This is a genomic window from Aeromonas veronii (assembly GCF_040215105.1).
Classification (GTDB): domain Bacteria; phylum Pseudomonadota; class Gammaproteobacteria; order Enterobacterales; family Aeromonadaceae; genus Aeromonas; species Aeromonas veronii_G.
The window spans coordinates 4,246,107-4,260,000 of record NZ_CP157875.1; the positions used below are offsets into that span (position 1 = coordinate 4,246,107).

Consider the following 13,894-nt stretch of genomic DNA (forward strand, 5'->3'; position numbering starts at 1 on the left):
GGTTCAGAGGCTGCTCTTGAAGCGAGTCCAGGCTCGCATGCGGGCACGCATCTGGGATTGAGCGATATCCTGGCCCGGAATGAGCCGCTGGTAGCTGGCCTCGTCCAGGTAGATATCCGGGTTGGCCGTCATGGTGGCATCCACCATGGGCTTGGCCTTGGCACTGGCGGTCGGATAGCCGGTGCTGTTGGTGATGGCCGCCATGTTGGCAGGACGCATCACGAAGTTGATAAAGGCATAGGCATATTCAGGATGGGGGGCATCCGTCGGGATCGCCATGGTGTCCATCCAGATGGTGCTCCCCTCCTTCGGCAATCTGTATTCGAAGTCGGCCCCCTTGCCTGACTCGGCGGCCGCGCGCCTGGCCTGGGTCATGTCGCCGCTGTAACCCAGAGAGAGGCAGAGATCCCCGTTCACCAGCTGGGTCACCGGCTGGGACTGGAACTTGCGGATATAGGGCTTAAACCCTTTGAGCAGGGCCAGGGCCGCCTCCAGATCCGCCGCCTTGCCGCTGCGGGGATCCCGCCCAAGGTAGTGCAGCACCACAGCCAGCACCTCGTCCGGGGAGTCCACGACCGAGATGCCGCAATCTGCAAATTTTGCCGCCAGCTCGGGCTTGAACAGCATGTCTAGGCTGTTCACCGGGGCATCCGGCATCCGCTGCTTGATCGCATCCGCATTGTAGGTGAGCCCTATGGTGCCCCAGGTGTAGGGCACCACGGCCTCCTTCGCATGGGGATAGGCCTGCTGCAAGCGCACCAGCTCGGGGTCTATGTCCTCAAGGTGCTGCAACTTGCCCTTGTCGAGGGGCTGCAGACTGCCCGCCCGCATCAGCCGCTCTGCCACCGTATCGCCGGGGAAGATGAGGTCATACCCGCTGCGACCCGCCATCAGCTTGGCCTCCAGGGTCTCGCTGCTGTCCATCACGTCGTAGATGACCCGGATCCCTGTCTCCCTGGTGAAGGCGCTCAGGGTATCGGGGGCGAAATAATCGGACCAGTTGTAGAGGCGCAGCACCTTCTCCTCCTGCGCCTCCTCGGCCTGAACCCCTACGTTCAGCAGCAGGGCCAGCCCCATGGCTATCTTGGTCAAAGCGCTCATGATGGACGCCCTCCCCGATGGCTGCGTCCGTCCAGACTCAGCAAGGCGCCATACATCTCGGGGCGGCGATCCCGATAGATGCCCCAACAAAGCCGCTCCTCCGCCATGGCGGCCAGATCCAGCGCCTGCACTAGCACCCCCTGGCTGTCCCTGTCCGCCTCGGCCAGCAGGGCCCCCTTGTGATCCGTGATGAAGGAGGAGCCATAGAAGCGCATCTGAAGTTCGGGATCCCGGGTCGCCACCTCGCGTCCGATGCGGTTGGCGGCGATCACCGGCATGATGTTGGCGGCGGCGTGACCGCGCTGAGTCAGCTGCCAGTGATCCCGCGAATCGAGCGCGGCCGCACCCGGCTCGGAGCCGATGGCGGTGGGATAGAGCAGCAGCTCGGCCCCCTGCAGCGCCATGGCACGGGCCGCCTCCGGGAACCACTGATCCCAGCAGATGCCGACCCCGATGCGGCCGGCGGCCGTGTCCCAGACCCGAAACCCTGTGTCCCCCGGGCTGAAGTACTCCTTCTCCTGATAGCCGATGGCGTTCGGGATATGGGTCTTGCGATAGACCCCGAGCAGCCGGCCATCCTCATCCGCCATCGCCAGGGAGTTGAAGTAGGCGTTGCCCGCGCGCTCGAACCAGCTGATGGGCAACACCACCCCCAGCTCCCGCGCCAGGGCCGAGAAGCGGCGCAGCACCCGGCTCTGCTCGAACGGTTCCGCCAGCGCCAGATGACCGTGGTATTGCTCGATGCAGAAGTAAGGGGTGGCGAACAGCTCCTGCAACAGCACCAGGTTGGCCCCCTTGGCGGCGGCTTCCCGTACCAGGCTCTCCGCCATGTCCAGATTGTGCTCCAGCTCCCAGCTGCAGGCGAATTGCGTGGTGGCGACGACTATCTTGCTCATCCGTATACCCTCCCTGACATGCACTCCTGCTGATAGACAAACTGCATGGTTGCGACGACCTTGTTCATGAATCTCTCCTCCCTGATCCCGTCATGGAGCCTCGCCGGGTTCACCCGGCGAGGCGCGTCCCTATCCTTGACCTTGCAACGGCCAGGCCGGCTGCTGCTGGGTGATGCAGTGAATGCCGCCACCGCCGTGGGCCAGCTGGTTGATGCGCACCGGCACCAGCTGCCTGTCCGGGAAGGCGAGCCTCAGCACCTCGCCCGCCGCCTCGTCTGCTGCCACGCCGTAGGCAGGCATGATGATGGCGCCGTTGGCGATGTAGAAGTTGGTGTAGGAGGCGCAGAACACCTCGGCCTCGGCGTCCACCGCCTCGCTCGCCTCGAACAGCTCGAGGCACTCGAAGGATCGCCCCCTGGCATCGGTGGCCAGGGCCAGGGCGCGGCGGTTCTCCCGCACGACCCGGCCATAGATGGAGTTCGCATCCAGGGTCGCATCCACCAGCAGGTGGCCGGGGCGGCTGAAGGCGCAGACCCCGTCCACGTGACCGTCCGTCATGTCGCCGGTGACGTGATCCGGATCCCCCGGTAGCCAGATGGTCTTCTCGATGCCGAGCAGGCGGCTGAAGATCCCTTCGATCTCCCGCTTGTTCATGCCGGGGTTGCGGTTGCTGTTGAGCAGCACGGATTCCGTGGTGATCAGGGTGCCCTCGCCGTCCACGTGGATGGCGCCCCCCTCGTTGGCGAGGAAGCTGCCGATGCAATCCAGCTCCAGGCTGTTGAGGACACGCCGCGCCAGCCCCTCGTCCAGACCGTGGGCCGACTTGCCCCCCCAGGCGTTGAAGCGCCAGCTGACCCCAGCGGTGCCGAGCTCGGGGTGGCAGATGAAGGTGGGGCCAGAGTCCCGGCACCAGCTGTCATCCACCGGCAGGGGAATGAAGCGCACCCCCTCGCCGCACAGGGCGCGAGCCTCGGCCTGTGCGGCGGGATCCACCACCAGGTTCACCGGTTCGAAGCGGGCGATGGCGTTGACCACCCGGGCGAAGTCTTGCTGCACCTGAGCCAGGGTCACCCCCCAGCCGTTTTCCCACAGCGCCTTGTTGTGCGGCCAGACCATCCAGGTCGCCGCGTGCCGGCACCATTCGCCGGGCATAAACCAGCCTGCTGCCATCATTCCCTGCTCGCGCATCTCAGCCTCTCTGATTAGGTACTATTAAGGTTGTTGACGATGGGAATAGACTATTCTCCCGAGAGGTGGGTAACAAACGATCGATTTTCGGTAAAAGTGATAAGTGGAGCTAATCAATGATGTTCAAACACTGGCCTCCCCTCAACGTGCTGCGGGGCTTCGAGGCGGCGGCCAGGCTCGGCAGTTTTCATCAGGCGGCGCAGGAGCTGCACCTGACCCAGTCTGCCATCAGCCAGCAGATCCGCTCCCTGGAGGAGCTGATCGGCCAGCCCCTGTTTTATCGGCAGGGTCGCTCCGTAGCCCTGACCGACGCGGGCCAGGATCTGCTGGAAACCACCCAGAAGGTACTGCTGCAACTGGCGGTGGGGATCCAGCGGCTTGAGCAGTACCGTAAGCCGAACCAGCTGGTGCTCAACACCAGCACCGCCATCGCCCGCCACTGGCTGCTGCCCCGGCTGGCCGATTTCCACCGCCAGCATCCCGGCATCGATCTCTGGCTGTTCACCGGCGACGACACCCCGAACATGGCCGAGCAGACCATAGACATAGCGCTGCGCTGGGGCCTGGCACCCCAGGTGGAGTGCCGCCATCAGCCGCTGTTGGCGGATCGGCTGCTGCCGGTGGCGAGCCCGGCGGTGCTGGCACAACCGGCGCAGGAGCGCACCACCCTGCACGGGGAACGGGAGATGGACTGGCACCACTGGACCCTCAAAGGGGGCGAGGATCTGCAGCTGCTCACCCAGGGGCTCAACTTCTCCGATCCCGGTCTGCTGCTGGATGCCGCCCAGGCAGGCCTGGGGGTGGCGCTGGTGAGCGAGCGACTCTCCCGCACGGCCCGCCAGCAGGGACTGCTGCAACCCCTCTCCAGCCACAGGGTCCCCGGCCCGAGCTGGAGCCTGCTGGTCCATCAGGAGAGCGATGGCGGCCACCAGTGCCGCACCTTCTGCCACTGGCTGGAGCGGCAGTTTGCCGAGGGGGGTGAGGAGGCGAACCTCTGAGGGGGGTCACTGAATCGGCCAACCCGCCGTGGTTAAATGGTGGATTAGCCCCATGCCGGAATTCGCCGTGATCCAGCCATCCATCCAGCCACACCCGTCCTGGCCCGACGACCTGCAGGCCTCCTGGCTGCGCTGCGCCCACCAGACCAGCCGGGAGCTCTGGCACCCGCCCCACAGCGCCAGGGGCCAGACCCTGCACAGCCTGCGCCAGCGCAAGCGGGACTTGCTCACCACGGGGGAGATGGCGCTCGAGGATCTCTACGAATACATGGAGGGGCGCCCCTGCGCCCTGCTGCTGACCGACGAGAGCGGCTGCCTGCTGGCCCGCACCGGCCACGGCGAAACCCTGGCAGAGCTGGAGGCCCTCGGTTTTGGCCCCGGCGCCTTCTTCAGCGAGGGGCGCATCGGCACCAATGCCGTCAACCTGGCGGCCCTGACGGGCACGCCCCTCACCGTCAGCGGCATCCAGCATTTCAACCGCACCCTCCACCCCTGGCACTGCTGCGCCAGCCCGGTCTACAACAGCCATGGCCGCCAGGTCGCCATCGTCGCCCTGGCGTGCAAGCTGGAAGCCGCCACGGCCGGCGATCTAGCCCTCACCGTCAGCGCCGGGCGCGAGCTGGCCAACCTGCTGCGGGCGGAGACCCTGATGCAGGAATCCCAGCATCACCTGAGCGAACTGTATGCCCTACTCGATGGCATGGATGACGGCGTGCTGGCCTGGGATCCCCAGGGACGGTTGCGCTACCTCAACGCCCTGGCGGCGCGGCAACTGCGTCTCGATCCCGAACGCAGCCTCGGCCAGCCGCTGACCCAGCACCTGTTGTTGCCCCAGCGGCTGCGGCTCGCCATCGAGGGGCAGACCCCCCTTAGCCACGTGGAGCTGACCCTGGAGCGGATCGGCGAGCAGGACGGGGAGTTCATCAACGCCCTGATGAGCCTCAAGCCCTTGCCGGGGCCGGACGGGGTCGGCTTCATCGCCCTGATCCACCCCGCCGATCGGTTGAGGGCCATCCATCAGCTGCGCCAGTCGGTGCCCGAACTCTCCACCCTGGTGGGGGAGTCCGGCCCCATGCGCACGCTGCTGCGCCATGCCAGACAGGCGGCCCAGAGTGCGGGGCCCATGCTGCTGCGCGGCGAGGAGGCGGTGGGCAAGGGGCAGATCGCCGAGGCCATTCACTTTGCCGGCGAGCGCGCCGACGGCCCGCTCATCCTGTTCAACTGCCAGGCCCTGCCAGCGGAGCGGATGGCGCTGGAGCTGATGGGTTCCGATGAGGCGGGACAGGAGCGGGCCGGCAAGTTCGAACTGGCCCATGGCGGCACCCTGGTGCTCGAGCAGATAGAGTATCTGGCGCCGCCCATGCAGGCGGCCCTGCTGCAACTGCTCAAGACGGGCCGAATCCAGCGCTTCGACTCGGCCCGGGTTCTGCCCTTGAGGGTGCGGATCATCGCCACCAGTAGTGCTTCGCTGGAGCAGAGGGTGCAGGAGGGACAGTTCGGCCGCCAGCTGCTCTATGCGCTGCAGGCCTGCGAACTCTGGGTGCCCAGCCTGCGCGAGCGCGGGGCCGACCTGCCCGCCCTCATTGGCCAGCAGTTGAACGCCCGGGGGCGAGCGCCCCATCGCCGCTTCAGCCCGGCGGCCCTGGACTGCCTGCTGGCCTACCCCTGGCCCGGCAACCTGGGGGAGCTGCGCAGTGCCGTCGAACACGCCCTGCTGCATGGCGGCGACGCCCCCATCCCCCCGGAGGCCCTGCCCGTCGCCATTCGTCATGGTCATCGATTGCTGGCAGACGAGGTGGTGGGGCAACCCCTGCTCAGCCTGGCCGAGCTGGAGTGCCAGGCGATCCGGCGCAGCGCCCTGGCCTGTCAGGGCCAGATCGGCCTGATGGCCCGGCAACTGGGGATCAGTCGCACCACATTATGGCGAAAAATGAAGCTTTGGCAGATAGATCCACTCGTGCAGCAATAAATGGCAGATAAAAACGAAAGAGAGTGGCCTGGGCCCCTCTCTTCTATGCTGCCATATGCCTGCCGGACTATTCCCCGAAGCGCCCCTCGGCCACGGCTTTGAAGGCCTGGATCGCCTGCTCCGCCTCGGGGCCGCTGGCCCTCAGCTCGATCTCGTCCCCGCAGCGCACATCCAGCATGGCGAGCCGGGTCAGGCTGCGGGGGTTGATCCCCTTCTCCCCCTTGTAGAGGGTGAGCTCGGCATCGAACGGCTTGAGGGCCGCCACCAGTTTGGCGGCGGGGCGCACGTGCAGGCCGTGGGGATTGCACACCCGATGGCGCCAGCAGAGGGTCGCCGCAGAAGAGGGCTCAGGCACAGCAACTACCGGTGCCAGCCCCTGCCCCAGCATGGCGACCTTGGCCTGCAGACCCGCCATGGCCTCGGCGGCCACCTCATCGAGCCCCAGACCCGCGCCGGCCGCCACCACGGCGGCCAGGGTCCCCTCCACCAGAGGGGCCGGGCAGAGCCGCACCCGAGCACTCAGCTCGGGGGGCAGCAGCTCCAGAGCTGTCTCTGCGCTCAGCAGGGCGGAACCGAGATCCATCAATACCAGCACACCGCTGCCATCGTCCGCCTGCTCTATGGCGCTCATCACGGCGATGGCATCTGTGCCGATGGGGTGCTCGGGATCATCCACACCGGCCGCCAGCAGCAGGGGGGCCGGGCTGCCCAGCTGGGCGGCCAGCTCGCCGATGCCGGCGGCCAGGGTGGCGCTGTGAGAGACGACGACTATGCCTATCATGTCAGAGCCTCGCCCGGTCGCGCAGGGCGGTCAACAGCAACAGGGTCGAGGTAGCTCCCGCATCCTGATGGCCTATGCTGCGTTCCCCCAGGTAGCTGGCGCGCCCCTTGCGGGCCTGCATCTGGATGCTGGCCTCGGTGCCCGCCGCCGCGGCAGCCACGGCCCCATCCAGCGCCTCGACCAGTGGCAGGCCTTGCTGCTGCGCCCGCTGCAGGGCGGCCAGGGCCGGCCACCAGGCGTCACACATGGTCTTGTCGCCGGGCTCGGCACGGCCACGGGAGACGATACCCTCCACCCCGTCCGCCAGCATCCGGGTCAGCTGATCCAGGTTCAGGCTCTGGCAGGCATCGGCGCTGGCGGCCGCACGAATGAAGAAGGTGCCGTAGAGGGGGCCGCTGGCCCCGCCCACCGAGGAGAGCAAGGTCATGCCGGTGGTCTTCAGCACCTGACCGATGTCCTTGTCTGCCACCGCAGGCAGCTTCTCCGCCACCTTGGCAAAACCCCGCTGCATGTTGAGGCCGTGATCCCCGTCGCCGATGTCGGTATCCAGCGCGGTGAGATAGTCGCGCTGTTCGGTGAAGATGTGCTCGCAGTCGAGCAGCCAGTTCACTATCTGATGTTTGCTTAACATGATTCTTCCTCAGCAGCCACGGCGCAACGCCGGGGTATGGACGGGAGCATCCCACAGGGTCATCAGCTCGTCATCCACCTTGAGCAGGGTGATGGAGATCCCGCTCATGTCGAGGGCGGTGCAATAAGGGCCGACGAGATTTCTGACCAGGTGGATACCGGCCTCCTCGCACAGGCTGGCGAGCTGCCCATAGACCCCGTAGAGCTCGGAGAGGGGGGTGCCTCCCAGGCTGTTGACCAGGGCGATCACCCTGTCCCCTTCCTGGAGGGGTTCAATGAAGACGTGCTCCTCCTGCCAGCGGCCAGCCTCTCTGTCCCAGTGGCGCAGGGTTCGGCCATAGGGGCTGTTGTCGGTCAACTCCCTGAACATCTCATCCACCAGGTTGTCCAGGGTCGTGAAGGGGCGCCGCGCAATGCCGGGCTCACCGTGAATGCCGACGCCGAACTCCAGCTCGTTGTCCGCCAGGGTGAAGGAGGGCTTGCCCGCCGCGGGAACGGTGCAGGCGTGGGTGGCCACCCCTATGGTGCGGCTCTGGTTGTTGATGCGCCGCGCCAGCGCCTCGCAGCGATCCAGGTCATAGCCCGCCTCGGCGGCGGCCCCCACCAGTTTCTCGCACAGCACTGTCGCTGCCACCCCGCGGCGACCGGCGGTGTAGAGGCTGTCCTTGACCGCCACGTCGTCATCGATGAGGGCAAAACCGACCCTGACTCCGTCGCCGTGCAGCAGCTCCATGGCCGTCTCGAAGTTGAGCACATCGCCGGTGTAGTTCTTCACCAGAAACAGGACACCGGCGCCACCGTCCACCGCCTGGCCGCACTCATACATCTGATCCGGTGTCGGCGAGGTGAAGATCTCGCCGGGGCAGGCACCATCCAGCATGCCCATCCCCACCAGGCCGCCGTGCATGGGTTCGTGACCGCTGCCGCCACCGGATACCAGCGCCACCTTTCCCTTCACCGGCGCATCGGCACGGGTGATGTAATGGGGCTCGATACGCACCTTCAGTTCGGGGTGGGCAGCGGCCATCCCCATCAGTTGTTCACGGACCACGGCATCGACGGCATTGATCAGCTTCTTCATGGCTCACTCCTCGACTCGCCCAGGGGCGGATGATTGATGGAACCAGTCTAACGGGCGAAAACGGGATAAAAATGACGGGCCAGATGGTCAGGATTTGGAACCGGGATGGGGGTATCGGCGTTTCAATTTGAAACGATGGATAGCCAAGGAGCGGAAAACTGTTAGGCCCCTCACAGAGACGAAAAAGGGCTCCCGTGGGAGCCCTTCTCGACATCGGTTTGGCTTAGATGGCCCAGCCACCGGCGTAGAACACCACCAGTGCCACGGCGATGATGACAGTACCGACGTTGAGCTTCTTCCACTCGGCAGCGAACAGTCGACCGACCACCAGGGCCACGAAGCCCAGCATGATACCGGTGACAATGTTGCAGGTGAGCACGATGAAGACAGCGCACAGCATGCCGGAGAGCGCATCCACCGAATCCTTGAAATCCAGCTTGGTGACGTTGCCCAGCATCAGCAGGCCGACATACATGAGCGCGGGTGCGGTGGCGTAGGCCGGCACCAGATAGCTCAGGGGGGAGAGGAAGATCATCAGCAGGAAGAGCACGCCCACCAGGGTCGCGGTCAGGCCTGTCTTGCCACCGGCGGCGGTGCCTGCGGCTGATTCGATGTAGACGGCGGCCGGAGCCCCGCCCACGGCGCCCGCCACCATGCTGCTGACGGAGTCGGCGGTCAGGGCCTTGCCACCGCTGATGATATGGCCACGCTCGTTGATGAGGCCGGCCTGACCCGCCACGGCACGGATGGTGCCGGTCGCATCGAACACGGCGGTCATGACCAGCGCCAGCACGGTCGGGATCACCACGGGGTTGAGAGCGCCCAGCAGATCCATGCTGCCCACGAGCGACCCCTTCTCACCAGTCAGGCTCGGCATGGCGAAGAAGCCCTGCCAGGTCACCTTGGGATCGAAGGCAAGACCCAGGGCGGAGATGGCGATGATCACCATCAGGATGCCGCCCGGCACCTTGCGACGCTCAAGACCGAAGATGGCCGCCAGCCCCAGCACCGTCATGATGACCGGGAAGGAGGTGACCTCACCGAGCTGGACCGGCAGGCCGGCCCCTTCGTTCTTGATCACCATGCCGACGCCGTTGGTGGCGATCAGCAGCAGGAACAGGCCGATACCGATGCCGGTACCGTGGGCGATGCCGGAGGGCAGGTTGTCCAGGATCCACTGGCGCACGCCGGTGACGCTGATCAGGGTGAACAGCACCCCCATCAGGAAGATGGCACCCAGCGCCACCGGAATGCTCAGCCCCTGTCCCAGCACCAGGCTGAAGGCGGTAAAGGCGGTGAGGGAGATGGCACAACCGATGGCCATGGGCAGCTTGGCCCAAAGCCCCATCAGCAGGGAGCCGAAGGCGGCGATCAGGCAGGTCGCCACGAACACGGGCCCCTGCTCAAAGCCTGCGACACCCAGCATGTTCGGCACGACGATGATGCTGTAGACCATGGCCAGGAAGGTGGTCAACCCGGCCAACAACTCCTGGCGTACGCTGCTGCCGCGCTCGGAGATGGAAAAATAGGAATCCAAAAAGCCGCCTTTCCCTGCTTGGGCGGCGATATCTTGCGTTGCCATAACTCATCCTGAAAGTGTGAAGGAAATCGTTTGCTTTTATGGCTGCGCAAAATAGCAAGAATTTGTCAGGATTGCAGCGACTTCTCCGAACTTTTCCACAAAGTCATGATAAAAAGCCTCACTTGTGACTCATTTCCAATCTGGGACAGGCGACTCCGCCGGGGGAGAGGCTTCTATACTGCAATGACATTCTGTATCTGACCGGAGATGAGCATGCACACGCGCAATCTGTTGAACGACATCCCCTCCCCCCTGCCCACCGAGTTCTTCCAGGATCTGGTCAGCACCAACCACCTGCGGATCGAGCGTATCGTCTCCCATGGCCATCAGACCCCTCCCGGGGAGTGGTACGATCAGGATGAACATGAATGGGTATTGATCGTGCAGGGAGAAGCCAGCCTGCTGTTTGTGGATCCCCAGACCCAGGAGCAGCAACAGGTCCTGCTGGGACCGGGGGACCACATCAACATCCCCGCCCGCCAGAAACACAGGGTGGAGTGGACCCATCCAGATATACACACCATCTGGCTCTGCGTGTTCTACTAAGCGCTCCTGGGGTGAAATCAGCCCTCTGCAGTGAGATGTGCAAGACATGGAGGTTTGCCAGGCAGGAAGTGAGGCTCGCCCGGGTGAACAAGAAATCAGAAACGCAGAAACGAAAAAAAGCCCAGTCGTTAGACTGGGCTTCTTAAGTAGTGGCGGAGCGGACGGGACTCGAACCCGCGACCCCCGGCGTGACAGGCCGGTATTCTAACCGACTGAACTACCGCTCCGCATTCGGTTAGCTTTCGCTAAATCTTTTGCCGCTTATCTGAGGCGTCATCCTCGCAGCCAATCATGCAATGTGTGCACAACTGTTTAATTGGGTGCCTGGCAGTGTCCTACTCTCGCATGGCGAATGCCACACTACCATCGGCGCTACCGCGTTTCACTTCTGAGTTCGGCATGGGATCAGGTGGTTCCACGGCGCTATGGCCGCCAGGCAAATTCTTAATCTAGAAAGCTGACGTGAATAACGATGTCGCTCTTGGCTCGTCGCTATCACTGAATTTGAGTAGTTCATGCACTTGCTACAAGGCCCAGAACACTTCTTGGGTGTTGTATGGTTAAGCCTCACGGGTAATTAGTATGGGTTAGCTCAACACGTCGCCGCGCTTACACACCCCACCTATCAACGTTGTGGTCTCCAACGGCCCTTTAGGACCCTCAAGGGGTCAGGGATGACTCATCTCAGGGCTCGCTTCCCGCTTAGATGCTTTCAGCGGTTATCGATTCCGAACTTAGCTACCGGGCAGTGCCACTGGCGTGACAACCCGAACACCAGAGGTTCGTTCACTCCGGTCCTCTCGTACTAGGAGCAACTCCCTTCAATCATCCAACGCCCACGGCAGATAGGGACCGAACTGTCTCACGACGTTCTGAACCCAGCTCGCGTACCACTTTAAATGGCGAACAGCCATACCCTTGGGACCGACTTCAGCCCCAGGATGTGATGAGCCGACATCGAGGTGCCAAACACCGCCGTCGATATGAACTCTTGGGCGGTATCAGCCTGTTATCCCCGGAGTACCTTTTATCCGTTGAGCGATGGCCCTTCCATTCAGAACCACCGGATCACTATGACCTACTTTCGTACCTGCTCGACCTGTCCGTCTCGCAGTTAAGCTGGCTTATGCCATTGCACTAACCTCCTGATGTCCGACCAGGATTAGCCAACCTTCGTGCTCCTCCGTTACTCTTTGGGAGGAGACCGCCCCAGTCAAACTACCCACCAGGCACTGTCCGCGAGCCCGATTCAGGGCCCTGCGTTAGAACATCAAACATACAAGGGTGGTATTTCAAGGACGGCTCCACGACAACTGGCGTCATCGCTTCAAAGCCTCCCACCTATCCTACACATGTAGGTTCAATGTTCAGTGCCAAGCTGTAGTAAAGGTTCACGGGGTCTTTCCGTCTAGCCGCGGGTACACCGCATCTTCACGGCGAATTCGATTTCACTGAGTCTCGGGTGGAGACAGCATGGCCATGGTTACACCATTCGTGCAGGTCGGAACTTACCCGACAAGGAATTTCGCTACCTTAGGACCGTTATAGTTACGGCCGCCGTTTACCGGGGCTTCGATCAAGAGCTTCGCTTGCGCTAACCCCATCAATTAACCTTCCGGCACCGGGCAGGTGTCACACCCTATACGTCCACTTTCGTGTTTGCAGAGTGCTGTGTTTTTGATAAACAGTCCCAGCCATCTGGTCACTGCGACTCCCGACAGCTCCATCCGCAAGGGACTTCACCATCAAGAGCGAACCTTCTCCCGAAGTTACGGTTCTATTTTGCCTAGTTCCTTCACCCGAGTTCTCTCAAGCGCCTTGGTATTCTCTACCCGACCACCTGTGTCGGTTTGGGGTACGATGACTTGTAATCTGAAGCTTAGAGGCTTTTCCTGGAAGCAGGGCATCAATGGCTTCCGCACCGTAGTGCGTTCGTCTCGTGTCTCAGTGTTGTGTCTCCGGATTTGCCTAGAAACACCACCTACGCACTTTCACCAGGACAACCGTCGCCTGGCCCACCTAGCCTTCTCCGTCCCCCCATCGCAATTACAAGTCGTGCAGGAATATTAACCTGCTTCCCATCGATTACGCCTTTCGGCCTCACCTTAGGGGTCGACTCACCCTGCCCCGATTAACGTTGGACAGGAACCCTTGGTCTTCCGGCGAGGAGGCTTTTCACCCCCTTTATCGTTACTTACGTCAGCATTCGCACTTCTGATATCTCCAGCATACCTCTCGATACACCTTCGCAGACTTACAGAACGCTCCCCTACCACTCACGCTTAGCGTGAATCCGCGGCTTCGGTGCCTGGTTTGAGCCCCGTTACATCTTCCGCGCAGGCCGACTCGACTAGTGAGCTATTACGCTTTCTTTAAATGATGGCTGCTTCTAAGCCAACATCCTAGCTGTCTGAGCCTTCCCACATCGTTTCCCACTTAACCAGAACTTTGGGACCTTAGCCGGCGGTCTGGGTTGTTTCCCTCTTCACGACGGACGTTAGCACCCGCCGTGTGTCTCCCGGATATTACTTACTGGTATTCGGAGTTTGCATGGGGTTGGTAAGTCGGGATGACCCCCTAGCCCAAACAGTGCTCTACCCCCAGTAGTATTCGTCCGAGGCGCTACCTAAATAGCTTTCGGGGAGAACCAGCTATCTCCGAGTTTGATTGGCCTTTCACCCCCAGCCACAGGTCATCCCCTAACTTTGCAACGTTAGTGGGTTCGGTCCTCCAGTTGATGTTACTCAACCTTCAACCTGCCCATGGCTAGATCACCCGGTTTCGGGTCTACACCTTGCAACTAGACGCCCAGTTAAGACTCGGTTTCCCTACGGCTCCCCTATACGGTTAACCTCGCTACAAAATGTAAGTCGCTGACCCATTATACAAAAGGTACGCAGTCACCCCGAAGGGCTCCCACTGCTTGTACGTACACGGTTTCAGGTTCTATTTCACTCCCCTCACAGGGGTTCTTTTCGCCTTTCCCTCACGGTACTGGTTCACTATCGGTCAGTCAGGAGTATTTAGCCTTGGAGGATGGTCCCCCCATGTTCAGACAGGATGTCACGTGTCCCGCCCTACTCGATTTCACATCAAGGTTGTTTTCGTGTACGGGGCTATCA

At 62.8% G+C, this 13,894-nt stretch carries 10 protein-coding genes, 1 tRNA gene and 2 rRNA genes (1 of these 13 running past the window's edge); 3 read left to right on the forward strand and 10 right to left on the reverse strand.

The features are described 5' to 3' along the window. Positions 1-3: 3 nt before the first annotated feature. From ABNP46_RS19640 to ABNP46_RS19650, 3 genes are all read right to left on the reverse strand, one after another. Positions 4-1,101: an extracellular solute-binding protein gene (locus ABNP46_RS19640; RefSeq protein WP_349920070.1), complete on the reverse strand. Its 1,098-nt coding sequence runs from the start codon at positions 1,099-1,101 to the stop codon at positions 4-6. Then, positions 1,098-1,997 carry an N-carbamoylputrescine amidase gene (gene aguB, locus ABNP46_RS19645; protein WP_349920071.1) on the reverse strand — a complete coding sequence of 300 codons (900 nt, stop codon included), beginning with the start codon at positions 1,995-1,997 and terminating at the stop codon, positions 1,098-1,100. Before aguB ends, ABNP46_RS19640 begins: the two co-directional genes overlap by 4 nt. A gap of 129 nt (positions 1,998-2,126) precedes the next feature. After that, positions 2,127-3,185, reverse strand: a complete 1,059-nt coding sequence (locus tag ABNP46_RS19650; protein ID WP_349920072.1) for an agmatine deiminase family protein — start codon at positions 3,183-3,185, stop codon at positions 2,127-2,129. 116 nt (positions 3,186-3,301) lie between these two features. On the opposite strand from ABNP46_RS19650, the gene ABNP46_RS19655 reads away from it, so the two are divergent. After that, entirely contained in the window at positions 3,302-4,183 is an 882-nt protein-coding gene (locus tag ABNP46_RS19655; RefSeq protein ID WP_349920073.1) for a LysR substrate-binding domain-containing protein, read from the forward strand. 52 nt (positions 4,184-4,235) lie between these two features. Then, complete coding sequence (gene dhaR / locus ABNP46_RS19660; protein ID WP_349920074.1) at positions 4,236-6,152, forward strand: dihydroxyacetone kinase operon transcriptional regulator DhaR; 1,917 nt, start codon at positions 4,236-4,238, stop codon at positions 6,150-6,152. A 67-nt stretch (positions 6,153-6,219) separates the two neighbouring features. On the opposite strand, the gene dhaM is transcribed toward dhaR, so the two are convergent. The 4 genes from dhaM to ABNP46_RS19680 all read right to left on the reverse strand — a co-directional run bounded on the left by dhaM (position 6,220) and on the right by ABNP46_RS19680 (position 10,226). After that, a complete protein-coding gene (gene dhaM, locus ABNP46_RS19665) occupies positions 6,220-6,933 on the reverse strand; it encodes a dihydroxyacetone kinase phosphoryl donor subunit DhaM (protein WP_349920075.1) in 714 nt (237 codons plus the stop codon). Position 6,934: 1 nt separating this feature from the next. Further along, positions 6,935-7,564 (reverse strand): dihydroxyacetone kinase subunit DhaL, encoded by a 630-nt coding sequence (gene dhaL, locus ABNP46_RS19670; RefSeq protein ID WP_349920076.1) that lies wholly within the window; start codon positions 7,562-7,564, stop codon positions 6,935-6,937. Positions 7,565-7,573: 9 nt separating this feature from the next. Then, positions 7,574-8,644: a dihydroxyacetone kinase subunit DhaK gene (gene dhaK, locus ABNP46_RS19675; RefSeq protein ID WP_349920077.1), complete on the reverse strand. Its 1,071-nt coding sequence runs from the start codon at positions 8,642-8,644 to the stop codon at positions 7,574-7,576. A gap of 223 nt (positions 8,645-8,867) precedes the next feature. Beyond that, positions 8,868-10,226, reverse strand: a complete 1,359-nt coding sequence (locus ABNP46_RS19680; protein WP_349920078.1) for an NCS2 family permease — start codon at positions 10,224-10,226, stop codon at positions 8,868-8,870. Between the two features lie 213 nt (positions 10,227-10,439). Between ABNP46_RS19680 and ABNP46_RS19685 the strand changes: the two genes are divergently transcribed. Further along, positions 10,440-10,772, forward strand: a complete 333-nt coding sequence (locus ABNP46_RS19685; protein ID WP_349920079.1) for a cupin domain-containing protein — start codon at positions 10,440-10,442, stop codon at positions 10,770-10,772. A 150-nt stretch (positions 10,773-10,922) separates the two neighbouring features. Here ABNP46_RS19685 and ABNP46_RS19690 read toward each other — a convergent pair. From ABNP46_RS19690 to ABNP46_RS19700, 3 genes are all read right to left on the reverse strand, one after another. Further along, a tRNA-Asp gene (locus tag ABNP46_RS19690) sits at positions 10,923-10,999 on the reverse strand. A gap of 95 nt (positions 11,000-11,094) precedes the next feature. After that, a 5S ribosomal RNA gene (gene rrf, locus ABNP46_RS19695) occupies positions 11,095-11,209 on the reverse strand. A 119-nt stretch (positions 11,210-11,328) separates the two neighbouring features. After that, positions 11,329-13,894 (reverse strand): 23S ribosomal RNA (locus ABNP46_RS19700); it runs 323 nt beyond the window's last position.

What these genes read in the sequence shown, in the direction of transcription:
- dhaL (WP_349920076.1), bottom strand. Translation starts at nt 7,564, where the DNA reads ATGTTAAGCAAACATCAGATAGTGAACTGGCTGCTCGACTGCGAGCAC.
- ABNP46_RS19650 (WP_349920072.1), bottom strand. Translation starts at nt 3,185, where the DNA reads ATGCGCGAGCAGGGAATGATGGCAGCAGGCTGGTTTATGCCCGGCGAA.
- ABNP46_RS19680 (WP_349920078.1), bottom strand. Translation starts at nt 10,226, where the DNA reads ATGGCAACGCAAGATATCGCCGCCCAAGCAGGGAAAGGCGGCTTTTTG.
- dhaM (WP_349920075.1), bottom strand. Translation starts at nt 6,933, where the DNA reads ATGATAGGCATAGTCGTCGTCTCTCACAGCGCCACCCTGGCCGCCGGC.
- ABNP46_RS19640 (WP_349920070.1), bottom strand. Translation starts at nt 1,101, where the DNA reads ATGAGCGCTTTGACCAAGATAGCCATGGGGCTGGCCCTGCTGCTGAAC.
- dhaR (WP_349920074.1), top strand. Translation starts at nt 4,236, where the DNA reads ATGCCGGAATTCGCCGTGATCCAGCCATCCATCCAGCCACACCCGTCC.
- aguB (WP_349920071.1), bottom strand. Translation starts at nt 1,997, where the DNA reads ATGAGCAAGATAGTCGTCGCCACCACGCAATTCGCCTGCAGCTGGGAG.
- ABNP46_RS19655 (WP_349920073.1), top strand. Translation starts at nt 3,302, where the DNA reads ATGATGTTCAAACACTGGCCTCCCCTCAACGTGCTGCGGGGCTTCGAG.
- ABNP46_RS19685 (WP_349920079.1), top strand. Translation starts at nt 10,440, where the DNA reads ATGCACACGCGCAATCTGTTGAACGACATCCCCTCCCCCCTGCCCACC.
- dhaK (WP_349920077.1), bottom strand. Translation starts at nt 8,644, where the DNA reads ATGAAGAAGCTGATCAATGCCGTCGATGCCGTGGTCCGTGAACAACTG.